The sequence below is a fragment of the Micrococcus sp. HMSC067E09 genome, assembly GCF_001812555.1.
Lineage (GTDB): Bacteria > Actinomycetota > Actinomycetes > Actinomycetales > Micrococcaceae > Micrococcus > Micrococcus lylae.
The window spans coordinates 18,302-41,343 of record NZ_KV809425.1; the positions used below are offsets into that span (position 1 = coordinate 18,302).

A 23,042-nucleotide genomic window follows, 5' to 3' on the forward strand; every position below is an offset into this window, starting at 1 on the left:
CTGTGCTCGTGCCCTCGTCTTCGAGGCCCTCATACCACCCGGAGGAATGGTGACCGCACCTCACCGCGCCCAGCTGCCCGGAGGGGACCGTGCGCCCGCGCCGCGGACCCTGTGGGACGTCCTGACCGCCACCGCCGCAGAGCATCCGAACGCCCCGGCCCTCGACGACGGCACCCAGATCCTCGAGTACACCGACCTTATCGAGCGCGCCGAGGCATGCGCCGCCCGCCTGACGGCCGCCGGCATCGGCGCCGGCGAGCGCATCGGCGTGCGGATCCCCTCCGGGACGGTCGACCTCTACGTGGCGATCCTCGGCGTGCTCGCCGCCGGCTGCGCCTACGTCCCGGTGGACGCGGACGACCCGGACGAGCGTGCCCGCCTCGTCTTCGCCGAGGCGAAGGTGACCGGTGTCCTCACCGACGAACACACCCTGGAGCGCGGCACGGACGCCGCCGCGGACGCCGAGCCCGTCACCGCCGTCGGTGCGGACGGGCAGACCACGGCGACGGCTCCGCCCCGACAGGCCCGACACCCCCTGCCCGACGACGACGCGTGGATCATCTTCACCTCCGGATCGACCGGCACCCCCAAGGGTGTGGCCGTCACCCACCGCAACGCCGCCGCGTTCGTGGACGCGGAGGCGCGGATCTTTCTGGCGGACGATCCGCTCGGCCCCGGCGACCGCGTGCTGGCGGGACTGTCCGTGGCCTTCGACGCCTCCTGCGAGGAGATGTGGCTCGCCTGGCGCCATGGCGCCTGCCTCGTCCCTGCTCCACGCGCACTCGTGCGCTCCGGCATGGACCTCGGCCCCTGGCTCGCCGAGCGCCGCATCACCGCGGTCTCCACCGTGCCGACCCTGGCGGCCATGTGGCCCTCCGAGGCCCTGGAGAATGTGCGCCTGCTGATCTTCGGCGGGGAGGCGTGCCCGCCCGAACTCGCCGCCCGCCTGACCGAGCAGGGACGCCAGGTGTGGAACACCTACGGCCCCACCGAGGCGACCGTGGTGGCCTGCGCCGCCGAGATGACCGGCGAAGGGCCGGTGCGCATCGGCCTGCCGCTGGACGGCTGGGACCTGGCCGTCGTGGACCCCGCCACCGGGATCCCCGTGGCCGACGGCGAGACCGGTGAGCTGATCATCGGCGGCGTCGGCCTGGCCCGCTACCTGGACCCGGCCAAGGACGCGGAGAAGTACGCGCCCATGGACACCCTCGGCTGGGAGCGCGCCTACCGCTCCGGCGACCTCGTGGTCTTCGACCCTGCCGGCCTGCTCTTCGTGGGCCGCGCAGACGATCAGGTGAAGCTCGGCGGCCGACGCATCGAGCTCGGCGAGGTCGACGCGGCGCTGCAGGCCCTGCCCGGCGTCCAAGGCGGCGCCGCCGCCGTGCAGACCACCCCGGCAGGCCACCAGATCCTGGTGGGCTACCTCGTGCCGTCCGGCGCCCCGGAGGACCTGGACCTCGAGGCCGCCCGGCAGCTCTTGGCAGAAGAGCTGCCGGCCGCCCTGGTCCCCCGGCTGGCCGTCACGGACACCCTCCCGACGAAGACCTCCGGCAAGGTCGACCGCAATGCCCTGCCCTGGCCGCTGCCCGGCGCCCAGCCGGACGAGGACGCCCCGCCGATCGACGAGTCCACGGACGCCGGCTGGATCGAGCGCCAGTGGGCCGACGTCCTCGGCGCCGCGCCCCGCGGTCCCAAGACCGACTTCTTCGCGGCCGGGGGCGGCTCCCTGGCCGCCGCACAGCTGGTGGCCCGCCTGCGTTCCCGCTATCCGCAGGTGACCGTCCAGGACATCTACGCCACCCCCCGGATCGGCGACCTGGTCGAGTCCCTCGCCGGCGCCGCCGCGGCCGTCCCGGTCGAGGACCGGCACGTGGCCCGCACCCGGAAGAAGGCCCAGTGGGCACAGACCCTCGTGGGCGTGCCCGTGTTCATCCTCCCTGCCCTGCGCGCCGCCGTGTGGACCGCCCTGGTCCTCAACGTCCTGGCCGCCACGGGGCTGGCTCCCGCCGTGCCCACCGTGGACTGGTGGCTGCTCGCCGTCGCCTGGCTCGCCGTGGTCTCCCCGCCGGGACGCATGGCCCTGGCCGCGCTGGCCTGCCGGCTGCTGCTGGCCGGGGTGAAGCCCGGCGTGCATCCCCGCGGCGGCCGCGTCCACCTGCGCCTCTGGCTCGCCCAGCACGTGGTGGACCTCGTGGACCCCTACTCCCTGGCCGGCGCCGTCTGGGTGCCTGCCTTCGCCCGCGTGCTCGGCGCCCGGATCGGCAAGGACGTGGACCTGCACTCCCTGCCGCCTGTGACCGGGCTGCTCGAGATCGGCGAGGGCGCCTCCATCGAGCCGGAAGTCGACCTCTCCGGCTACTGGGTGGACGGCGACCGCGTGCACATCGGCACCGTCAAGGTCGGGGCGGGCGCCGTCGTCGGCGCCCGCTCCACCCTGATGCCCGGCTCCTCCGTGGGCGAGGGCGCCCACGTCGAGCCCGGCTCCACGGTGGTCGGGCGGCTGCGGGGCCACCGCATCCACGCCGGCTCCCCCGCCGTCCGCGTCGGCAAGGTCAAGGACACCGGACCCAACGTGGCCCCGCCGCGCGCCACGGGCTACCGCCTCCTCTCCACCCTGGCCTCCTCCGTGCTCGCCGCCCTGCCGCTCATTGCGGCGGCCGTGGCCGGCGCGCTCGGCCTGTGGTCCCTGACCTGGTGGGGCACCGAGGTGACGGACCTGGGCCCGGCCGGGTCCGTCGTCGTGGTCCTGGGCCGGCTGCTGGCCGTCAGCCCGCTGCTGGCGGCCGTCTGGTTCGGGGTGCACATGCTGCTCGTCCTGGTCACCACCCGGCTGCTGTCGATCGGCATCACCGAGGGCTACCATCCGGCCCGGTCCCGGGTGGGCTGGCAGATCTGGGCCACCGAGCGCCTGCTCGACGCCGCCCGTGACCAGCTCTTCCCGATCTATGCCTCCCGGTTCACACCCACCTGGCTGCGCTGGCTCGGCGCGGAGGTCGGCCGGGACGTCGAGGCCTCCACCGTGGTGCTGCTGCCGTCGATGACCCGAGTGGGCGACGGCGCCTTCCTCGCCGACGACACCATGGTCTCCTCCTACGAGCTGCAGGACGGCTGGATGCACGTGGCTCGCGCCAAGGTGGGCAAGCGCTCGTTCGTGGGCAACTCCGGCATGGTCCCGGCCGGCCGCACCCTGCGGCGCGACTCCCTCGTCGCCGTGCTGTCCACGACTCCCACCAAGACCAAGGCGGGCACCTCCTGGATGGGCTCCCCGCCGGTCCGCCTGCGACGCACCGAAGTGCAGGCGGACACCTCCCTCACCTACGACCCGCCGGCCGCCCTGCGCCGCGCCCGCACCTGCTGGGAGCTGCTGCGCGCGATCCCGGTCTGGCTGCACGCCGCGCTCCACCTGCTCGTCGGCGGTGCCCTGGCGCTGCTGGCCACCGTCTCCTGGGGGCTCACCGCCGTGGCCGGCGGCCTCGTCCTGCTGGCCGCCGGCGCGGTGGCCGCCACGCTCACCGTCCTGGCGAAGAAGGTGTTCGTCGGCCGCATCGACGCCGGTGAGCATCCGCTGTGGTCCCCGTTCATCTGGCGCAACGAGGTGGCGGACACCTTCACCGAGTACCTCGCCGCCCCCTGGTTCGCGCGCGCCGCCGCCGGAACACCCGCCATGGTCTGGTTCCTGCGTGCCATGGGCGCACGGATCGGCCACGGCTGCTGGGTCGAGTCCTACTGGCTGCCCGAGGCGGACCTGGTCTCCCTCGGCGACGGGGCCACCGTCAACCGCGGCTGCGTGGTGCAGACCCACCTCTTCCACGACCGGGTCATGTCCCTCGACGCGGTGGATCTGGCCGCCGGCGCCACCCTCGGCCCGAACTCCGTGGTCCTGCCCGCCGCCCGCCTCGGCGCCGGCACCACCGTGGGCGCCGGTTCTCTGGTCATGCGCGGCGAGGAGCTGCCCGCCGGCACCTGGTGGATCGGCAACCCCGTCTCCCCGTGGTCCGACCCCGCCCCGCGCGCCTGGCGTGCCGCATGGCGCTCCCCCGACTCCCGTCCCCGAAAGGCCTCATGAGCACCGATCCCTACCTGCCCGCAGTCGGCTCGGACGTGCTGGCGCTGGACGCCGTCCGCCTCGAGCTGGACGTCCGCCTGGCCGCCAACCGGATCGCCGGCACCGCAGTGCTGCACGGCCGCCTGCTCGCCCAGTCCGCTCGCGTGGAGCTGGACCTGCACAGGCTCTCCGTCACGAAGGTGAGGGCCCAGGCCGCCGGGCGGCCGCTGCCGCGGGTCAAGGCCTCCCAGCCACGTCGCCGCCCGCACCGTGTGGTGGTGGAGCTCGGCGAGTCCCTGCCCGCCGGGACCGAACTGGAGCTCACCCTGGACTACCGCGGCACCCCGAAGCCACGGCGCAGCCCCTGGGGCACCGTCGGCTGGGAGGAGCTCACCGACGGTGTCCTCGTGGCCGGCCAGCCGCACGGCGCCTCCACGTGGATGCCCTGCGTGGACTCCCCGGACAACCGCATGAGCGCGGACATCACCGTCACCTGCGACGCCGGCTACCTGCCCGTGTCCAACGGCACCGGCACCCCGGTGAAGCAGTCCGGTTCCCGCACCACCTGGCGCTGGGTCCTGGACGAGCCCGTCCCCCCGTACCTGCTCACCCTGCAGATCGGCCGGTACCGGCTGATCGAGCTCCCCGGCCGCAGCGACGGCCCGCCGATCACCCTCGCCGTGACTCCGCAGACGCAGCAGCGTGCGCTCACCGCGCTGGGCGCACAGCACCGCATGGCCGAGGTGTTCCAGGCGGCCTACGGCCCCTACCCCTTCGACGCCTACACAGCCGTGGTGGCCGACGATGACCTCGAGATCCCCCTGGAGTGCGCCGGCCTGTCCCTGTTCGGCACCAACCACCTGACGGGCCAGTGGGAGGACGAGCGGCTGATCGCCCACGAGCTGTCCCACCAGTGGTTCGGCAATGCCGTGACCCTGGGCCACTGGGCGGACCTGTGGCTGCACGAGGGCTTCGCCTGCTACAGCGAGTGGCTCTGGTCCGAGGCCTCCGGCCGCGAGTCCGTCCAGGCCCATGCCCGCCGCGCCTGGCAGGGCCTGGCCGAGCAGCCGCAGGACGTGGCGCTCACCGACCCGGGGCCGAAGGACATGTTCGACGACCGCGTGTACAAGCGCGGCGCCCTGACGGTGCTGGCGCTGCGCCGTCTGCTCGGGGACGCCGTATTCGGCCGCATGGTGCGCGGCTGGGTGGCCGAGCACCGCTTCGGCACCGTGGACACCGCGATGTTCCGGGCCCACGTGCACTCGTGGGCCCCGGCCGCAGGCGTCACCGCCGCGGCCGTGGACGCCCTGTTCGACGCCTGGACCGTGGAGGCGGCCCTGCCGGCGTTCCCGGGCTGAGCGGCCCCCGCCGCAGCACGGATGAGGGCGGGGACCCTCTGGTCCCCGCCCTCGATCTCCGCAGTTCTCGTCAGCGACGCTGGATCGACTCCTTGGGGTGGAGCGAACGCTCACCAGACTCGTCGATCTCGAAGAGGACGACGATCGCGTCATGGCGCTTGGCCACCCACTCATCACGCAACGTGTCCCACTCCTTCACCTCCATCACGGGGCCGCCGTCGTCTGCAGTGAAGGTGACGTACAGGTCGTATCCGTAGTCCTTCTTCTGCACCTCGGTGCGCACGTTCTGATCGGTCTTCAGGAACTGCAGCTCGGACTTGTCATGGTCGATCCACGAGTTATTGCACGCCGTGCCGGTCGTCCTCACCGTCACGCCGTTCACCTTGAGCTCGGCGTTATTGAAGTCACAGCGGCTGTCACCCTCCGTGACCGACTCCCGCTGCTTGTTCCACTCGGCCACATGCTCACGGGCCTGCTTCACGACCTCCTCGGTTGCCACGAGCAACGGCAGCCCCTGGGACAGGTCGACGGTTCCGTCAGAGTCCTTGAGCTCGACGTTGTCCTCACCCAAGGAGTCGTCGAGAGAGATCTCGTACTCGCCCGCCGCGATCAGGGCGGGGCCACCCGACTGATGGCCGCCGAAGACATCGGCGAGGCTGCGGTCTCCGATGCGAACCCAGTCCGCAGGGACCGGGGAACCGGGCTGTGCCGAGCCGTCGCCGTGGCCGTGGCCCGCACCTCCGAGCTGGGACGTGAACGGTGCCACGCAGCTGCTCACGGCATCGACCCTGTAGGAGCCCTCGTCGTCCTTCTTCAGCGTGAGGCAGCGGTCTTCCCCGCCGTCGAAGCGGATCGTGCCGCTCACGGACTCGGGACGCTCGTACCCGGAGAACTCGTAGTCCTGGTACGGAACGCCCTCGACGTGGGGGACATACTCCTGATCCCCGAAGTAGTCCTCCCGGGACACGTCCTCGCCGATGTAGTCCGCCACAGAGGAGATCTCCGGGGCTTCGAAGTCAGGGACCTCGACATCGTCCACCCTCACTTCGACGCCGGTGGCCCCCTTCCAGGCGTCGGCGGTGCCCGACTGCTCCCAGCGCTTCTTGGTCTCCTCGGTGATCAGGCCTTCCAGCACCTGACGGTCGCCGGCCTCCAGGGCCTTCTTCAGCTCGCCCTGAACGCGCTCGGTCTCAGACCTGACTGCCTCTACCTCGGACTGCGCGCCCTCGCGAGCCTCGCTCGCCCGCTCGTCAAGGGTCTCGCGCGCCTGGGCCTCGACCTCGGCCGCGTAGTCCGCCGCTCCTTCCTGACCGCAGCCGGTCAGGAACAAGGCAGCTGCAACGGACAGGCCCACCAAGGGCAGGGACTTCTTCGCCATCAGAGTTCTCCGTTCTCACGTCATTGTGATCTGAGACTGTCGGGGTACTCGCTGCTCCCGCATTGCTCATGTACAGCTTATCCCGCCGGTGCGCACTCGGATGCTCTGCGCTCTGCATGAGTCCTCTTCCCGACGACGGCCCCTCCCCTCCACCTGTGGGCATCACCGGACGGACGGGGCCAGGACCAGGACGCCGCGGACCGCCTCCGGCAGTCCCGGCACCTGCGCCGCGGTGAGCGGCAGGACCCGTTCGCCCGGCCTCGGCTGCGCTGCGGAGGGGTCCGCGGTGGCGAATCCGGTGCCGCGCGCCTTCACGAGTGCCTCGGCCCGGCACCAGGCGTCGACGCGCGCGGCATAGGCCCGGTGGCGTGGCAGACCGTCCCAGACGGCGAGCTGCTCGGCGGAGAACGCGACGGCGTCCGAAGCGGCGCGGCCGTCCGGGCCCGGCTCCAGTGCCCGCCGCGTGCGCGGGCTGTCCAGGTCCTCCACGTCCACACCGACCGCCCCCTGCCCGGCGGCGCGCCAGGCGAGCACCGTCAACGGGCGCTCTCCGGCGGTGTGGGACAGACTGACGGCCGGCAGCGCGGGCGGGACGTCCTGACGGCTCCCCCGGAGCCGGCCCCACACGTGGGCGAGCCGGCCGCCGGGGTGAGGGCCGTCGTCGTGGTTGCGGGACTCGGCGGCCCAGGCGAGGGCGGGCTCGCCGTGATCCCACGCACCGCAGGCCGGGCAGGTGCGCTCGAAGCGCAGCGACCCGGCGGCGAGGCCGCGCAGCGCCTCCAGCCGGGCCAGCAGGAGCGCGGTCCGTTCAGCCCGGCAGACGCCGACGGCGCCGACCAGCACCCCGTGTCCGGGGGCGGTCGGCGCCGTCGTCATCGTCCTGCCTCGGCAGCGCAGGTTCCGTCAGCGCTGGACGGCGCCGTGACGCTGCGCGGCCAGCTCGGTGGCGGCCGCTCGGGCCTCGGAGGCTTCGTCCGCGGTGAGGGTGCGGTCCGGGGCGCGGAAGCGCAGCGCGAAGGCCAGCGATTTCTTGCCCTCCTCGATGCCCTTGCCCACGTACACGTCGAACAGCTCGACGGACTCGAGCAGCTCGCCGGCGCCCTCCACGAGGGTGGCCTTCACCTCGCCGGCGACGACGTCCTGGTCCACCACGAGGGCCACGTCCTGGGTGGTGGCACCGAACGTGGACAGCGGGCAGGCGACCACGCGCTCCGGGGCGGCGGCGAGGACGGCGTCCAGGTCCAGCTCCATGGCGCAGGTGCGGGCCGGCATGTCTGCGGACTCCAGCCATGCCGGCAGCAGCTCACCGGCGTGGCCGACCACGGTGCCGTCGGCCAGGCGCAGCTCGGCCGTGCGGCCCGGGTGGAATGCCTGGTGGGAACCCTGGGCCACGGTCAGCTCCACGCCCACGGCGCGGGCGACCTGCAGGGCGGCGGCGATCGGGTCCTGCCAGTCGAAGGCGCGCGGGGCGAAGCCGGCGGCCGGGGCGGCCTCGTGGCCGGCGAAGACCGCGGCCACGCGGCGCGGCTGGGCCGGGATCCCGGCGTTCAGGTCCGCGATCGCCTCATCCGAGGGCTTCACCCCGTTCGGCTCGTTGGATTCGGAGCCCATCTGCTCCCCCGGCAGGAACACCAGGCCGATCTCGTAGAGGGCCACGTCCTTGAAGCCGCGGGAGACGTTGCGGCGGGCGGTCTCCAGCAGGTTCGGCAGCAGGGTGGTGCGCAGGAAGCCGAACTCCTGGGAGATCGGGTTGGACAGGCGCACCATCGTCTGGGCGGCGCCCTCCGCCTCGGTCGGCGCGCCGAACAGACGGTTCTGCGCCTCGGACACGAACGGGTAGTCCAGGACCTCGGTCAGGCCGGCGCCGGCCAGCACGTCCGCCACACGGCGGCGCTGGGCCTGCGCGCGGGTCAGGCCGCGGCCAGGAGGGGCGACCGGCAGGGTGGACGGGATCTTGTCGTAGCCGTCCAGGCGGGCGACCTCTTCGACGAGGTCCTCGGGGATCGTCAGGTCGTGGCGCCAGGACGGCGAGGTGACCGTCAGGGTCTCGCCGGCGTCCTCGACGTCCGCGCCGAGCTCGGTGAGCAGCTCGACGACGCGCTCCTTCGGGTAGTCCACGCCGATGCGGCGGGACGGGTAGGTCGGGTCCAGCTCCACCACCGGGTACGTCGGACGGGCACCGATGTCCGTGACGCCGGGCTCGGCGGTGCCGCCGGCGAGCTCCACGAGCAGCTGCACGGCACGTTCGGCGGCGACGTCCGCGACCTCCCAGTCCACGCCGCGCTCGTTGCGCTTGGAGGCCTCGGAGGGCAGCCGGTGGCGGCGGCGGGTGCGGGCGATGGAGACCGGGTCGAAGTGCGCGGACTCGATCGTCACGCGGGTGGTGGACTCGGAGACCTCGGTGGCGGCGCCGCCCATGACGCCGGCCAGGCCGATCGGGCCGGACTCGTCCGTGATGAGCAGGTCCTCGGTGTGGAGGGTGCGCTCCTTGTCGTCCAGGGTGCGCAGAGTCTCGCCCTCGGCGGCACGGCGGACGGTGATGGCGCCGGTCAGCTTGTCCGCATCGTAGAAGTGCAGCGGCTGGCCGAGCTCCCACATCACGTAGTTGGAGATGTCCACGGTCAGCGAGTGCGGGCGGATGCCCGCCAGGCGCAGGCGCGCGGCCATCCACGGCGGGGTCGGGACGCTCGGATCGATGCCGGAGACGGTGCGGGTCACGAAGCGGTCGCAGCCGGGGACGCCGTAGATCGGGGCGGTGTCGTCCAGGATCACCGGCTGGCCGTCCTCGTTCGGCTCCGGGACCACGATGCCGGCCGCCGGATCGGTGAAGGCGGTGCCGGTGGCGTGCGCGTATTCACGGGCGATGCCGCGGATGCTGAAGCCGTAGGAGCGGTCCGGAGTCACGTTGACCTCGGCGGCCTCCTCGTGCAGGTGCAGCAGCTCGAGCGCGTCGGTGCCGACCTCCGGGTCCAGGCCGAGGGTGGACAGCACCAGAATGCCGTCGTGGTCCTCGCCGATGCCGAGCTCGCGGACGGAGGCGATCATGCCGGCGGAGACGTGGCCGTAGGTCTTGCGCGGGGAGATGCGGAAGTCGCCCGGCAGGACGGCGCCGGGGAGGGTCACCACGACCTTGTCCCCGACCTGGAAGTTGTGGGCACCGCAGACGATGCCCTGCACGCCGGAGGGGTCGATGCCCTCGCCGGTCAGGGTCTGCTCGGCGCCCTCGGGCACCACACGGACCTGGCACCAGTTGATGGTCTTGCCGTTCTTCTGCGGCTCGGGGACCATCTCCAGCACCTGACCGACCACGATGGGACCGGACAGCTCGTCCGCCGGGCGGTGGACCTCCTCTTCCTCGAGGCCGACCTTCACGAGGTCGGCGAGGACGTCCTCGGCGGTGGCGTCGGCCGGGACCTGCGCGAACTCGCGCAGCCAGGAAAGCGGGATACGCACGAGAAGATCAGAGCTCCATTCCGAAGTGCTGGGAGAAGCGGACGTCGCCTTCGATCATGTCCCGCATGTCCGGGACCTCGTTGCGGAACATCAGGGTGCGCTCGATGCCCATGCCGAAGGCGAAGCCGGAGTAGACCTCCGGGTCGATGCCCGCCGAGCGCAGGACGTTCGGGTGGACCATGCCGCAGCCGCCCCACTCGATCCACTGGGGTCCGCCCTTGGCCTGGGGATGCCAGATGTCCATCTCGGCCGAAGGCTCGGTGAACGGGAAGAAGTTGGGGCGCAGGCGGATCTCGGCGTCCGGGCCGAACATCTGCCGGGCGAAGTACTCGAGGGTGCCGCGCAGGTCAGCCATGGTCAGGCCCTTGTCCACGGCCAGTCCCTCGAACTGGTGGAACACCGGGGTGTGGGTGGCGTCCAGCTCGTCGGTACGGAAGGTGCGGCCCGGGCAGAGCACGTACACGGGGGCGCCGCGCTCCAGCATGGCCCGGACCTGCACCGGCGAGGTGTGGGTGCGCAGCAGGAGGTTGGACTCCAGCGGCTCCACGAAGAAGGTGTCCTGCATCTCGCGCGCCGGGTGGTCCGGCGGGAAGTTCAGGGCGTTGAAGTTGAACCAGTCGTGCTCGAGCTCCGGGCCCTCGGCGATCTCCCAGCCCATGCCGACGAAGATGTCCGAGACGCGCTCCTGCAGCAGGGACAGCGGATGGCGGGCGCCGCTCAGGCGGCGGGAGGCGGCCGTGGTGACGTCCACGGTCTCCTCCACGAGCATGCGGGCGGCGTGCTCCTCCTCCAGGACCGCCGTGCGGGCCTTGAGGGCCTTCTCCATGCGGCCGCGGGCGGCGCCCATGGTCTTGCCGGCGGTGGCCTTGTCCTCCTTCGGGAGCGTGCCGATCCGGCGGTTCGCCAGCGTCAGCGGGGCCTTCTCGCCGGTGTGCTTCAGACGGGCGGCCTTGAGCTCGTCCAGGTCGGCGGCGGCGGCGAAGTCGGCGAGCGCCGCCTCCACTGCGGCGCCGACGGCGTCGGCGTCGGCCGGGGAGATCTGCGGGGCGCCCTCGGCGGGCGCGCCGGTCTCGGGGGACTGCGTCATGACGTGACTGCACCCTTCGATGGTCGGTGTCTGTGGGATCTGGTTCGGCGTCCAGTCTAGTGCTCGCCGGCGCGCGGTCCGGCGGCCGGGACGGCGGCGTCCGTGCTGCGGACAGCGCCGGCGGGCTAGGGTGTGGCCATGTCCAGCGTCCCGTCCCTCGTGCCTGTGCACGGCGTCGAGCTCCGTGGGCTGCTCGTCGACCGGCAGAGCCGCTGCGTGCACTACGCCGGTCCGACGGACGTGGTGGCCCTGCAGCTGGCCTGCTGCCCGGACTACTGGGCCTGCCGCCGGTGTCACGACGCGCTGGCCGGGCACGACGCCGTGCCGGCGCCGGTGGAGGACGTCCATCGGATGCCGGCGCTGTGCGGCGTCTGCGGCCACCGGATGCACACGCAGGACTACCTGGACGCCGAGTCCTGCCCCGCATGCGGTGCCGACTTCAACCCCGGCTGCCGGCTGCACCGGCACCTGTACTTCTCGCCTGCGACGGGCCCATGAGCCGCCCGTTCCGCCCTGCGCTCCGCCCCGGCGAGGGGCACACGCGCGGCCAGAGGCCGTCGTCGCGTCCCCTCCGGCAGGCCTGGAACCTGGTGAATCTCTCCACGGTGCTGGGACTGGTGGCCGCAGCGGTGCTGCGGTGTCCGCTGACTCCGGCGCCGCACGGGCTGGTGCAGGCCCGCAACTACCCGCTCGCCTTCCCGGACGGGGCGGCGTTCACGGTGGGCAACGTGGTGTTCACACGCCCCGGGCTGCGGATGACGCCCGAGCTGTGGCGGCACGAGTCCGGCCACGCGACGCAGTACGCCGTCTGCCTCGGCCTGCCGTTCCTCCCGCTGTACTTCCTGGCGGTCGGCTGGTCGCTGTGGCGATGCGGGGACACGGCATCGGCGAACCTGTTCGAGCGCACCGCGGGGCTGGCCCTGGGAGGCTATCGGGAGCGCGCGCCGATCCGCGCCTGGCACGGCCGGCGGCTGGACCGTCGTCCCGCGGGGAGGCACGACGACGGCCCGCCCGGCCCCGGCGGCACCCTCGCCTGAGCACGGGGCCGGCTCGGCGGCGGACGCCCGGGCCCTTCCCGGCCCGTCAATGCAGGGCGCCGCCGGGGAGATCGGCGTCCGGGGAGGCGTCGAGGGACTCGAGCGCGACCAGGGCGACGGCCTGCGCCAGCTGCGCCGCGGGCAGGGCGGGGACGGAGTCGTCGGCCCGGTGCTCGAGGTCCCAGGGCACGTGCACGAAGCCGGCGGCCCGGGCGGAACCGGGTTCATGGAGCACCGAGTACATCAGGTGGTTGCAGACGAAGGAGCCGGCGGACAGGGACAGCTGGGCGGGGATGCCGGCAGCGTCGAGGGCGGCGAGGGCCCGCTTGACAGGAAGGGTGGAGAAGAGGGCGGCGGGGCCGTCCGCCACAACCGGGCGGTCCACCGGCTGGTCCCCCGCATTGTCCGGGATGCGCGCGTCCTGCAGGTTCACGGCCACCCGCTCGAGCCGGACGTGGGCGGTGCCGCCGGCCAGGCCGACGCAGACCACCACGTCCGGGCGGTGCTCGGTCAGGGCGGCCTGCAGCGCCGGGCCGGAGGCGGCGAACACACACGGGACCTGCACGGCATGGGCCTCGTGTCCGGCGGCCCGGAGGATCGTGGTGGCGCCGCGGGCGGCGGCCCAGGACGGGTTCGTGGCGTCCCCGCCGAAGGGGTCGAAGCCGGTGAGCAGGATGCGAGAGGCAGCGGTCATGGGACGAACCCTAGCGAAGCGGCGCCGGCAGAAAGGGCCTCGAACACACTTGCGAAGTGATTCGAACATGTGTTCTACTCGTTGCCATGCGATGGGAAGCGCAGACCCTGCGGGCCGGGAGCGGCGCCGAGCAGACGGGGACCGGCACACCGGCCGGCACACCCGCCCTGCTGCCGCTCCCGGGCCTGCAGCGGACCGTCACCACGCCGGAGTTCGCCGGCGTCACCTTCCACGAGGTGGAGGCGAAGACGGTCCTGAACAGGGTCCCGGAGGCCTCGCAGATGCCGTTCCGCTGGACCGTCAACCCCTACCGCGGCTGCACGCACGCCTGCCGCTACTGCTTCGCCCGGAGCACCCACGAATTCCTGGACCTGGACGCCGGTGCGGACTTCGACCGGCAGATCGTGGTCAAGGTGAACGCCCCCGAGGTCCTGCGCGCCGAGCTGGCCCGCCCCACCTGGGGCCGTGAGACCGTCGCCCTGGGCACCAACACGGATCCGTATCAGCGTGCCGAGGGCCGTTACCGGCTCATGCCCGGCATCATCTCCGCCCTCGCCGAGTCCGGCACGCCGTTCTCGATCCTGACGAAGGGCACCCTCCTGGCCCGCGACGTGCCGCTGCTCGCTGCTGCGGCACGGTCCGTACCCGTGGACGTCGGCGTCTCCCTGGCCCTGCTGGACCCGTCGATCGCCGAGGCGGTCGAGCCGGGAACGCCGTCGCCGACGGCCCGGCTGAAGCTCATCGAGAAGCTCGCCGCGGCGGGAGCGCGCGTGCACGTGATGGCAATGCCGATCCTTCCCTGGCTCACGGACGGGGACGAGCAGTTGGATCTGCTCATGCGCGCCGTCGCCGCGGCCGGGGCCTCCTCTGTTCTCACCGGCGCACTGCACCTGCGCCCGGGCGCTCGCCAGTGGTACCTGGACTGGATCGCCGCCGAGCATCCGCAGCTGGTGGACGGATACCGCCGCATGTACCGTCGGTCCTCCTACGCGCCCGCGTCCTACCGTGCCGGTCTCGAACGCCGCGGCGTCGCCGCTGCCCGGCGGTACGGGCTGCGGATCGGCGGGGCGCAGGGCATCCAGCGCGAGGACGGCCCGCGCATCGAATCCCGTCCGCTGCCGGTCGGAGAGGGCCTCCTCGCAGCCGCCGCCGAGACCCGGACGAGCCGAGCCGGGCGGCCCTCCGCCACCGGGCGGTTCGCCGGCGCCGCGGCTCGGACGCATCCGGGGCGCGCCGCCGTCTCCGACGCCGCCGGGGCGGCGAGGCGTGCGCCCCTCACACAGCCGGCGCTGTTCTGAGCCGCTCCGGGGAGAGCCGCTCCAGCAGCGCATCCACGATCGGCCGATCCGCCGGGATCCAGTCGAGCGCATGCAGGTCCTGACGCGTCAGCGCGGTCCACTCCAGCCGGTCATGGTCCTCGAGCGGGGCGGGCTCGGCCGACCCCTCGGCCAGCACCCCCACGTAGACGCGCATGAAGGCACCGTTCGCCAAAAGCCAGCCGCGGGCGTCCGGGGCTCCGACCTCCGTTCCGAGCCGGACTCGGGCCCCGAGCTCCTCACGGACCTCGCGCTCGAGCGCCGCCCGGGGCTCCTCCCCCGGCTCGACCTTTCCACCCGGGAACTCCCAGAGCCCCGCCAGCGATTCCGGCGCACTGCGGCGCGCCGCGAGCAACGCCCTGGGGGCGTCGGCGGCGTCGAGGAGCGCAACCCCCACGACGAGCGGCTTCGACGGGTCGGGCTGCACGGTCGGAGGGAGTGATGTGGGGGACGTCATGACCCCAGCCTACGGACGTGGCGGGCCGGAGCGTCACGAGGGTCGTAGGCTTGCCCAGTGCATCAGCCCGAGACCTCTCCCCGCCTGACCACCGATCCGCGCCTGCACGGCCGTCGCCTGCTGTGGGCCGTCCTCGCCCTGGCGATGGGCAGCTTCGCCATCGGCACCACCGAGTTCACCATCATGGGCCTGCTGCCGGAGGCGGTGGCCGACCTCGAGGTCGCGCCGGAGACCGGCGGCGTGCTGATCTCCATGTACGCCCTCGGCGTCGTGGTGGGCGCCCCGACCCTGGCCGCCGCGCTGTCCACCGTGGACCGCCGCCGCTCGTCCATGCTGCTCATGGGCCTGTTCGTCGTCGGCCACCTCGGTTCCCTCCTGGCCCCGACCATCGGCTGGATGATGGCCGCCCGCTTCCTCTCCGGCCTGCCGCACGGCGCCTTCTTCTCCGCGGCGGCGCTGGCCGCGGCACACCTGGCCGGCCCCGCCCGCCGCGGCCAGGCCGTCGGCTGGGTGCTCGCCGGCCTCTCCACGGCAAACCTGATCGGCGTCCCCGTCGCAACGGCACTGGGCCAGCAGGCCGGCTGGCGCTGGATGTTCGTGGTGGTGGCCGCGTGCGCCGCCCTGTGCATCCTGGCGACCTGGCTGCTGGTGCCTCCCGTGCCCGCCCCCGCCGGCAGCAGCATCCGCTCCGAGCTCAAGGGACTGGCCTCCGCGCGTCTGTGGAAGACCGCACTCGTCGGCATCCTCGGATTCGCCGGCATGTTCTGCCTGTACACGTACATCGCCACACTGCTCACCGACATCGGCGGTCTGGCCCCGCAGCACATCCCCCTCGTCCTGGCCTTCTACGGCGTGGGCATGGTGGTCGGCACCCTGATCGGCGGCGCCATGACGGACCGGGACCCCATCCGGACGCTGCGCCTGTCCTTCCTGCTGTCTGCCGTGTTCCTGGCGCTGGTGTACCTGCTTTCCCCGTGGTGGTGGGCCGTGCTCGTTCCGCTGTTCCTCGTCGCGGTGTGCGGCTCGGGCATCGCCCCGGCCCTGCAGGTGCTGCTGGTGGACGCCGCCCCGGAGTCTCCGCAGCTGGCAGGCTCCCTCAACCACTCCGCCCTGAACATGGCCAACGCCATCGGAGCCTGGGTGGGCGCCGGCCTCATCGGTGCCGGCTTCTCCGCCGACGTCCCGTCGCTCGCCGGCGCCGGAGTCGCCGCCCTCGGACTGTTGCTGGCGTGCACCCTGATCCGGCGTCACCCTGTGCACCGCCCCTGAACCGACCGCCCGGAACACAGGAACACGCATGGTTTCTTCGCGGGCGAAAACGAGTCATCCCAGCGCGATTGCCGCTATGATGAACGGGCAAGGTATTTCCGACTATCGAAAGGTGACAAGCACATGGGTTTCTTCGCTTGGATCGTCCTCGGTCTCATCGCGGGTGCCATCGCCCGCCTCATCCTTCCCGGCAAGCAGGGCTCCGGGTGGATCGGTGCCCTCATCACCGGCGTCGTCGGCGGCCTCCTGGGCGGCTGGATCGCCGGCACGATCTTCAAGATCGACACCATGAACTCCTTCTTCTCCCTGTCCACCTGGATCTTCGCGATCCTGGGCGGCGTGATCGTGGCGTTCATCTGGCAGGCCATCACCGGCCGTCGCGGCGCCAACCACTGACCTGTCCGGCGCACACAAGAAGGCCCCCGCCCCTTCGGGCGGGGGCCTTCTTCCATGCTCAGGGGCCGCCCCCCTGGTCAGCCGGCCTGCCGGGTGGTCAGCCGGCCCGCCGGGCGGCCATCGCGGAGGCGTACAGGCACACGGTGGCCGCGGTGCCGACGTTGAGGGATTCGGCCGCGCCGTAGAGCGGCACGGCCACCGCCTGGTCCGCCAGCGCACGCTCCGTCTCGGACAGTCCCCGGGCCTCGTTCCCCAGCAGCCAGGCCGTCGGGGAGCCCAACGTCTCGGATGCCAGGGAGGTGAGCGTGTGGTCCGCATGGCCGTCTGCGGCCCACACCTGCAGGCCCGCCCGCCGCAACGCGTCCACGGAGGCATCCAGTGACAGGCCCGTCACCACGGGCAGGTGGAAGATCGAGCCCGCCGTGGAGCGGACGACCTTCGGGTTGAACAGGTCCACGGAACCGGTCGTCAACAGCACGGCATCGGCTCCGGCGGCGTCGGCGGCCCGCAGGATGGTGCCGGCGTTGCCCGGGTCCTGGACCCTGCACAGCACGGCGGCCAGGCGGACTCGGCCCTGTGTCAGCACCTGGTCCAGGCCCATGGCCTGCGGCAGCGCGGCGACGATCAGGATCCCCTGTCCCGTCACCGCGTCCGACATGGCGGTGAGGACCTCGTCGGAGGCACGGCGCACGGCGACCCGACGCCCGGAGGGCGAGCGGCCATCGTCGTGGCTCAGCCCGGCGGCGGACGGCCGCAACGAGGCGACCTCGTCCACGAGGGCGGCCAGCTCCGGATCCCGCTGCGCCAGCCGGTCCGAGACGTAGACCTCACGGACCACTCCCCCCGCCGGCCACACAGAGCGGGCCTTGGCAGGTCCGCGGCCCAGGTGCGCGCGCAGCGCCTCCCGGCATCCCTGCGGGCCCTCCACCAGGAAGGCACCCGCCCTCAGACGTGCCGAACGCCCCGCCAGGCGGGCGACGGACCTCACGCGCTCGGCGCGCGGGTTCGTCATCACTTCCTGGTCGGGGCGTCCGGTCATGGTGTGCGGCCGACTCCGGTGCTCACCGGGGCCGGCATGTCCGCCCTGGATCAGCGGGAGGCCGCCGGGGCGTTCACGTCCGCCGGCAGCGCCTTGCGTGCGGTCTCCACCAGGGCGGTGAAGGTGGCGGCGTCGGAGACGGCGATCTCGGCAAGCATGCGACGGTCCAGCTCCACACCGGCCAGCTTCAGGCCCTGCATGAAGCGGTTGTAGGTCATGCCGTTGGCACGGGCCGCAGCGTTGATGCGGGTGATCCACAGCTTGCGGAAGTCGCCCTTGCGCTTGTGGCGGTGCTGGTAGTTGTAGGTGAACGAGTGGAGCAGCTGCTCCTTCGCCTTGCGGTACAGGCGAGAACGCTGACCGCGGTAGCCGGAGGCGCGGTCCAGCATCGTACGACGCTTCTTGTGGGCATTCACTGCCCGCTTCACACGTGCCACGTGTGTGCTCCTATCTGTCTGGTCCCGGGGCGCTCATCGCGCCGCTCCGGGAGGAAGGTGTCCGGTGCCACGGCACCGAGGGTGCTCAGTGGCTCAGATGCCCAGCATCCGCTTGATCTGCTTGACGCTGCCCTTGGAGACGAGCTTGTCGCCCTTGAGGCGGCGGGTCAGGCGCGAGGACTTGTGCTCCAGGTAGTGGCGGCGGTTGGCCTGCTGACGCATCAGCTTGCCGGAGCCGGTCACGCGGAAGCGCTTCTTGGCGCCGCTGTGGGTCTTCATCTTCGGCATGGCTGCCGTTCTCCTTCTTCGTCGCCGCGCGTCACTCCGCTCGGAGCGGCGCACGGTGCTGGTTCACTCGCCCGGTTGCGGACGAGCTGTGCGGTTCTGAACCCGTGCCGGGCACGGGGCAGTCCGTGTCAGGCCCTGCGGGGCCCGGGCTTCGGTGCCGAGGCTCCGCCCTTCGGGGCGGCGGGCTTCGGCGGGGCCGCCATCGGCTTCGGCTTCGCGGCCGGCCTCGGAGCGGACTCCTTGGCCGGGGCCTTGGCGGCCGGCTTGGCCTGCTGCGTGGACGACGCCTTCGGAGCGGCCTTCTTCGGGGAGTCCTTGGCGGGGGCGGCCGGCTTCGGCGCCTCCTGCTTCGGGGCCTGCTGGGCCATCTTCTTGAACTCGGCCGGGAAGGCGTCCCCCACGGAGTTGGACACCGGCTTGGCGTCCGCGGCGGCGCGCTCCTCGGCGCGGGCGCGTGCCTCGCGGGCGGCCTGGTCGCGACGGGAGCCGCCACCGGAGCGCTCACGCTGCGGCGCGGCGTTCTTGCGGGCCTCGGCGCGTGCCTCGGCCTTGGTGCGCAGCGGACCGACGACCATCACCATGTTGCGGCCGTCCTGGCGCGGGCGGGATTCCACCGCGCCGAGGTCCTCCACGTCCGTGGCGAACTTCTCGAGCAGGCGGACACCCAGCTCCGGGCGCTGCTGCTCACGGCCGCGGAACTGGATGATGGCCTTGACCTTGTCGCCGGCCGTCAGGAACTTGCGGGCACGGCCGACCTTGGTCTCGTAGTCGTGCGTGTCGATCTTCAGGCGGAAGCGGACCTCCTTGAGGACCGTGTTGGCCTGGTTCTTGCGGGACTCACGGGCCTTCACCGCGGCCTCGTACTTGAACTTGCCGAAGTCCATCAGCTTCGCCACCGGCGGCTTCGCGGCCGGGGCGACCTCGACGAGGTCCAGGTCAGCCTCGGCGGCCAGGCGCAGTGCGTCCTCGATCCGGACGATGCCGACCTGCTCGCCGTTGGGGCCGACCAGGCGGACTTCCGGAACGCGGATACGCTCGTTGATGCGGGGATCGCTAATGGTGCTTCTCCTGTAGTCGAGTCCAGTTGCTTCCGACCCGACGGCTGCCCGACACCCCGACATGACTCGAGGCCCCGGTGCCGACGGCACGACGAGGCCTCTCCCGGTCCCGTGTGGGGGACCCTTCGCCGATCCGGTGCGTCCGAAGACGGCCGTTCGGCGGCGACCCGGCAACTCGGCCCGGCGGACACCGGACATCCTGCTGACGCGGGTGGGAGGAGGCCTCCACTTTCATGCGACCCGGGCACGGCACGTTCGTGCAGGCCCAGGTGGTCTGTGGGAAGCTTACCACCATGACCGAAGAACACCAGCATTCCGAGCCGCTCTCCGTCGGCGCCGACCACGAGGTCCGCGAGATCCACGAGGTCCCCGCGGTCGAGGTGATCACCACCACCGCCGTCCACCTGATGACCGCGGCCGCGGTCAAGGTGGGCCTGGCCGACTCCCCGGACGCTCGCGAGCTCGTCGACCTGGACGAGGCCCGCAAGCTCATCACCGCGCTGGCCGGCCTCATCACCGCCGCCGCCCCGGAGATCAGCAGCGCCCATGCCGGCCCGCTCCGCGACGGCCTGCGCAGCCTGCAGCTCGCCTTCCGCGAGGCCTCACCCTACCCGGACGCCCCGGGCCAGGGCCCGGGCGAGAAGCTCACCGGCCCGGTCAACTGACCTCCCGCCCACCCCGAGGAGGGCTTCACGACGACGGCGTCCCACCCCTCGAGGTGGAGCGCACCCGTGCTGTGGCCGGGCGGGCCCGGTGGGCCGGGAGCGGGCGGCGGGGGCCGTCGTCGAGAAGGGGAAGAGGAGGCCCTCAGCCCTCGGAGGCCACGTCATGGCCGGGGCGGGCCGTGCGGGCGCGGAAGTAGTCGGTCACCGGCTTCGTCAGGACGGACACCAGGCCGACGCCGGCCACCGCGAGGAGGATCAGACCCGGCAGCACGTCGCCCCCGGTGAAGATCCACGTGGAGATCAGGACGGCGAACACGAGGATCGCCACCGTGGCGCTGCGGCTCCACAGGCGGCCGCGGAAGACGCCGGCCGCGACGGCCGCGACCCAGGCGGTGAGCGCGAGGTAGAGGACCACCAGGAACAGCTGGGCGCCGATGTTCAGCGTCCCCGTGCCCACGCTCATGGCCGCCGTCACGGTCAGCCCGGCCAACGCCGCGGCGATCAGGCCGAGGCTGGCGGTGACGAGCACGGTGCCGAAGGGGCGGGCGGGGGTCGCGGTGGCGGAATCGGCGTCCACGGGTTCTCCTTGCTCTTGCGGTCGCAGCCTCCACCGTAGTCGTGCGGCGGGCCGGGCCTGCACCGTGGCGCGGGCCTGCTGCACGAGGCGGCATTGTGACGAATCACTCACGCCTGCCGCCCGTGACTGCCCCTCAGACCCCTTGTCGGGGTGCAGGGCGCGTGGGAGGATTGACGCCGATGTTGTTCGGGGGCCGTTCATCTTCGGTCCCCGTTCTGTTTGCCCGGAGGTGGGCGGCGCGGCCCGGCCCCGCCCTGCCGGGACACGGGCTCTCAAGGGCCCGTTCGAGACCACCGTGACAGAAAGCGAGAGCGACCGAAGATGGATTGGCGTAGCCGTGCGGCCTGCCTGGACAAGGACCCCGAGCTGTTCTTCCCCGTGGGGAACACCGGCCCGGCCCTGCTCCAGATCGAGGAGGCCAAGACCGTGTGCCGCTCCTGCGAGGTCGTGGACACCTGCCTGAAGTGGGCCATGGAGTCCGGCCAGGACTCCGGCGTCTGGGGCGGCATGAGCGAGGACGAGCGCCGCGCCATGAAGCGCCGCGCCGCCCGCGCCCGCCGCGCCTCCTGACGCACCGCCCAGACGACGAGGGCCGGACCCCTGTGCGGGGTCCGGCCCTCGTCGTGGTCCGGGGCGGTCGTACGCGTGGGCGCCGGCTCAGTCCGCCGGGCCCACCGGAAGGCGCACCGTGACCCGCATGCCGCCTCCGGGCAGTTCCTCCCGTTCGAGGGTGCCGCCGAGGTCCGACTCGACGAGCGTGTGCACGATCTTCAGGCCGAGGCCGGAGCTGGTCAGGTCCGTCAGCACGGCGTCCGCACGGTCCTGCCCGGTCTGCCGGGGCGGGGTGGCCGTTCCCGCACCCGAGTCCGTGACGGACACCTCGAGGACCTCCCCTGCCGGCGTCTCGACCCGGCCGGCGTTCAGGCCGAGGACGCCACCGTCCGGGCCCGTGCCGTGTTCCACCGCATTGGAGGCGAGCTCGTTGACGACCAGGGCCAGAGGCGTGGTGACGTGCGAGGGCAGCAGGCCGAACTCACCTGTGACCTCCGTGGTCAACGGCCGACCGTCGCCGGCGATCTCCACCGCAAGGCGGAACTGGCGGGACATCAGGCCGTCCACGTCCACGTGCCCCTCCACGTCCTCGCTGAGGCTCTGGTGGACCAGGGCGATGGTGTCCACACGCTGCATCGCCTGCATCAGGGCCCGGCGCGTCTCGTCCGAGCCGGCCCTGCGGGCCTGCATCCGCAGCAGCGAGCCCACCGTCTGCAGGTTGTTCTTCACCCGGTGGTGGATCTCCCGGATGGTGGCGTCCTTGCTCATCAGGCGCTGTTCCTGGCGGCGCAGCTCGGTGACGTCGCGCAGCATCACGATCGAGCCCGTGCGGCCGGTCGCGTCCGAGAGGCGGATCGACCGGGCGGTCACCACGGAGCGGCCGACCTGGACCTCGGTGCGGCCGCTGCGCCGCCCCATGAGCACGGACCACATGTCCTCGTCCATCGGACCCTGCGCGGACGCCAGGCCGGTCAGCACGGGCGCCACGGCATGGCCCTCGAGCGAGGTGGCCACCCCGAGGCGGGTGAGCGCGGAGACCGCGTTCGGGCTGGCGAACCGGACGACGCCCTCGGCATCCAGGACCATGAGCCCGTCCCCCACCCGCGGGGTGCCGCCGATCCAGAAGGCCGGCGGGTCCTGGGGGTCGGGCCACCGACCGTGCTGGACCATGTCCAGAAGGCTGTCGGCCGCGGTGCCGTAGTTGCGCTCGATCGGCGAGAGCTCCGGCCGCGTGTGGGGATCGCGGTGGCCGCTGAGCACCGCGATGACCCGGCCGGCGCGGACCACGGGCCACAGACGCACGCGCAGGGTGCCGTCCGGCGCTTCGACGGGGCCGGACCCCTCGGCCGGCTCCCCGTCATGCCACACCCGGTCCAGCAGCACGCGCAGGTCGGCGCGAGCGCGAGAGCCGACGATGTCCCGGTGGAACAGCGTCGGGGCGGTGACCGGTCTGGTCTGGGCCAGGGCCACGTACCCGGCGTCGTCGTGCGGCCGCGGCAGCGGCGCCCAGAGAACGAAGTCGGCCAGGGACAGGTCCGCCAGCAGCTGCCAGTCTCCGACCAGCATCTGCAGCCAGGTCCGGTCCTCGTCGGAGAGGTCCGGGTGGCGGCGCAGCGGGTCCGTGGCGATCGAGGTGACCATGGGCTCAGCCTAGTTGTACTCGGCCATCACGTTGATGACACTCGTTGAGCGGGAGTCTTGCCCCCAAGCGCGGTGTGGCCACGCTCAGTGTTGTACTCATGGAGCCACCGGGCAAGGGCGTCCGTGCGTTCAGTATTCGAGGCCCAGACCTGGCTGTAGGCCCATTCCTGCGCCAGCGTCCGGTTGTACCGCTCGACCTTGCCGTTCTGCCACGGGCAGTGCGGCCGGATGAACTTCTGCCGTGCACCCAAAGCTGAGACCGCTTCCTTGAACGCCTGCGAGTTCTTGTACGCCA

General features: G+C 72.5%; 22 protein-coding genes. 9 read left to right on the plus strand and 13 right to left on the minus strand.

Annotated elements, in window-relative coordinates; genetic code table 11:
* The first annotated feature begins 46 nt into the window (after nucleotides 1-46).
* Both HMPREF2863_RS03410 and HMPREF2863_RS03415 read left to right on the plus strand, forming a co-directional pair.
* Nucleotides 47-4,066: a Pls/PosA family non-ribosomal peptide synthetase gene (locus HMPREF2863_RS03410; protein WP_067191256.1), complete on the plus strand. Its 4,020-nt coding sequence runs from the start codon at nucleotides 47-49 to the stop codon at nucleotides 4,064-4,066.
* On the plus strand, nucleotides 4,063-5,403 hold the full coding sequence (locus HMPREF2863_RS03415) for a M1 family metallopeptidase (protein WP_067191258.1): 1,341 nt from the start codon (nucleotides 4,063-4,065) through the stop codon (nucleotides 5,401-5,403). The genes HMPREF2863_RS03410 and HMPREF2863_RS03415 overlap by 4 nt, the downstream gene beginning before the upstream one ends.
* 70 nt (nucleotides 5,404-5,473) lie before the next feature.
* Here the strand turns inward: HMPREF2863_RS03415 and HMPREF2863_RS03420 are convergent, their stop codons facing one another.
* The 4 genes from HMPREF2863_RS03420 to pheS all read right to left on the minus strand — a co-directional run bounded on the left by HMPREF2863_RS03420 (nucleotide 5,474) and on the right by pheS (nucleotide 11,321).
* Nucleotides 5,474-6,781, minus strand: coding sequence for a V-type proton ATPase subunit G (locus HMPREF2863_RS03420; protein ID WP_070637927.1), 1,308 nt, complete (start codon nucleotides 6,779-6,781; stop codon nucleotides 5,474-5,476).
* A 162-nt stretch (nucleotides 6,782-6,943) separates the two neighbouring features.
* Nucleotides 6,944-7,657, minus strand: a complete 714-nt coding sequence (locus HMPREF2863_RS03425) for a 4'-phosphopantetheinyl transferase superfamily protein (protein WP_070637930.1) — start codon at nucleotides 7,655-7,657, stop codon at nucleotides 6,944-6,946.
* 27 nt (nucleotides 7,658-7,684) lie between these two features.
* A complete protein-coding gene (pheT, locus tag HMPREF2863_RS03430) occupies nucleotides 7,685-10,234 on the minus strand; it encodes a phenylalanine--tRNA ligase subunit beta (RefSeq protein ID WP_070637933.1) in 2,550 nt (849 codons plus the stop codon).
* Nucleotides 10,235-10,241: 7 nt separating this feature from the next.
* Nucleotides 10,242-11,321: a phenylalanine--tRNA ligase subunit alpha gene (pheS, locus tag HMPREF2863_RS03435; protein ID WP_067191880.1), complete on the minus strand. Its 1,080-nt coding sequence runs from the start codon at nucleotides 11,319-11,321 to the stop codon at nucleotides 10,242-10,244.
* A gap of 138 nt (nucleotides 11,322-11,459) precedes the next feature.
* Between pheS and HMPREF2863_RS03440 the strand changes: the two genes are divergently transcribed.
* Together HMPREF2863_RS03440 and HMPREF2863_RS03445 are read left to right on the plus strand one after the other, a co-directional pair.
* On the plus strand, nucleotides 11,460-11,819 hold the full coding sequence (locus tag HMPREF2863_RS03440; RefSeq protein WP_067191882.1) for a CHY zinc finger protein: 360 nt from the start codon (nucleotides 11,460-11,462) through the stop codon (nucleotides 11,817-11,819).
* A gap of 92 nt (nucleotides 11,820-11,911) precedes the next feature.
* Entirely contained in the window at nucleotides 11,912-12,358 is a 447-nt protein-coding gene (locus HMPREF2863_RS03445; RefSeq protein ID WP_070637937.1) for a hypothetical protein, read from the plus strand.
* A gap of 46 nt (nucleotides 12,359-12,404) precedes the next feature.
* Here HMPREF2863_RS03445 and HMPREF2863_RS03450 read toward each other — a convergent pair whose 3' ends face one another.
* Nucleotides 12,405-13,052: a pyroglutamyl-peptidase I gene (locus HMPREF2863_RS03450; RefSeq protein WP_067191884.1), complete on the minus strand. Its 648-nt coding sequence runs from the start codon at nucleotides 13,050-13,052 to the stop codon at nucleotides 12,405-12,407.
* Nucleotides 13,053-13,138: 86 nt separating this feature from the next.
* On the opposite strand from HMPREF2863_RS03450, the gene HMPREF2863_RS03455 reads away from it, so the two are divergent.
* Complete coding sequence (locus HMPREF2863_RS03455; protein WP_082740119.1) at nucleotides 13,139-14,350, plus strand: Rv2578c family radical SAM protein; 1,212 nt, start codon at nucleotides 13,139-13,141, stop codon at nucleotides 14,348-14,350.
* Here the strand turns inward: HMPREF2863_RS03455 and HMPREF2863_RS03460 are convergent.
* Nucleotides 14,328-14,825 (minus strand): (deoxy)nucleoside triphosphate pyrophosphohydrolase, encoded by a 498-nt coding sequence (locus HMPREF2863_RS03460; protein WP_067191886.1) that lies wholly within the window; start codon nucleotides 14,823-14,825, stop codon nucleotides 14,328-14,330. The two genes, HMPREF2863_RS03455 and HMPREF2863_RS03460, sit on opposite strands and share 23 nt — an antisense overlap.
* A gap of 57 nt (nucleotides 14,826-14,882) precedes the next feature.
* Here HMPREF2863_RS03460 and HMPREF2863_RS03465 point away from each other — a divergent pair, with 57 nt between their 5' ends.
* Together HMPREF2863_RS03465 and HMPREF2863_RS03470 are read left to right on the plus strand one after the other, a co-directional pair.
* Nucleotides 14,883-16,094, plus strand: coding sequence for an MFS transporter (locus HMPREF2863_RS03465; RefSeq protein ID WP_067191888.1), 1,212 nt, complete (start codon nucleotides 14,883-14,885; stop codon nucleotides 16,092-16,094).
* Between the two features lie 123 nt (nucleotides 16,095-16,217).
* Complete coding sequence (locus HMPREF2863_RS03470) at nucleotides 16,218-16,490, plus strand: GlsB/YeaQ/YmgE family stress response membrane protein (RefSeq protein ID WP_067191891.1); 273 nt, start codon at nucleotides 16,218-16,220, stop codon at nucleotides 16,488-16,490.
* A 97-nt stretch (nucleotides 16,491-16,587) separates the two neighbouring features.
* On the opposite strand, the gene HMPREF2863_RS03475 is transcribed toward HMPREF2863_RS03470, so the two are convergent.
* From HMPREF2863_RS03475 to infC, 4 genes are all read right to left on the minus strand, one after another.
* Entirely contained in the window at nucleotides 16,588-17,502 is a 915-nt protein-coding gene (locus HMPREF2863_RS03475) for a TrmH family RNA methyltransferase (protein ID WP_371327615.1), read from the minus strand.
* 77 nt (nucleotides 17,503-17,579) lie between these two features.
* On the minus strand, nucleotides 17,580-17,966 hold the full coding sequence (gene rplT / locus HMPREF2863_RS03480; protein ID WP_067191895.1) for a 50S ribosomal protein L20: 387 nt from the start codon (nucleotides 17,964-17,966) through the stop codon (nucleotides 17,580-17,582).
* A 93-nt stretch (nucleotides 17,967-18,059) separates the two neighbouring features.
* A complete protein-coding gene (gene rpmI / locus HMPREF2863_RS03485) occupies nucleotides 18,060-18,254 on the minus strand; it encodes a 50S ribosomal protein L35 (protein ID WP_067191897.1) in 195 nt (64 codons plus the stop codon).
* 128 nt (nucleotides 18,255-18,382) lie between these two features.
* Nucleotides 18,383-19,375 carry a translation initiation factor IF-3 gene (gene infC / locus HMPREF2863_RS03490; RefSeq protein WP_082740120.1) on the minus strand — a complete coding sequence of 331 codons (993 nt, stop codon included), beginning with the start codon at nucleotides 19,373-19,375 and terminating at the stop codon, nucleotides 18,383-18,385.
* A 230-nt stretch (nucleotides 19,376-19,605) separates the two neighbouring features.
* Between infC and HMPREF2863_RS03495 the strand changes: the two genes are divergently transcribed.
* Nucleotides 19,606-19,977 (plus strand): DUF1844 domain-containing protein, encoded by a 372-nt coding sequence (locus tag HMPREF2863_RS03495; protein WP_067191907.1) that lies wholly within the window; start codon nucleotides 19,606-19,608, stop codon nucleotides 19,975-19,977.
* A gap of 142 nt (nucleotides 19,978-20,119) precedes the next feature.
* On the opposite strand, the gene HMPREF2863_RS03500 is transcribed toward HMPREF2863_RS03495, so the two are convergent.
* The gene (locus tag HMPREF2863_RS03500; RefSeq protein ID WP_067191899.1) at nucleotides 20,120-20,554 is read right to left on the minus strand and encodes a hypothetical protein; all 435 of its coding nucleotides are present in this window, start codon (nucleotides 20,552-20,554) and stop codon (nucleotides 20,120-20,122) included.
* Nucleotides 20,555-20,875: 321 nt separating this feature from the next.
* On the opposite strand from HMPREF2863_RS03500, the gene HMPREF2863_RS03505 reads away from it, so the two are divergent.
* On the plus strand, nucleotides 20,876-21,124 hold the full coding sequence (locus tag HMPREF2863_RS03505) for a WhiB family transcriptional regulator (RefSeq protein ID WP_067191901.1): 249 nt from the start codon (nucleotides 20,876-20,878) through the stop codon (nucleotides 21,122-21,124).
* A gap of 87 nt (nucleotides 21,125-21,211) precedes the next feature.
* Here the strand turns inward: HMPREF2863_RS03505 and HMPREF2863_RS03510 are convergent, their stop codons facing one another.
* Nucleotides 21,212-22,747: a sensor histidine kinase gene (locus HMPREF2863_RS03510; protein ID WP_067191903.1), complete on the minus strand. Its 1,536-nt coding sequence runs from the start codon at nucleotides 22,745-22,747 to the stop codon at nucleotides 21,212-21,214.
* A 26-nt stretch (nucleotides 22,748-22,773) separates the two neighbouring features.
* On the minus strand, nucleotides 22,774-23,042 hold a 269-nt coding region (locus tag HMPREF2863_RS11410; RefSeq protein ID WP_141756352.1), incomplete at its 5' end, for an integrase core domain-containing protein.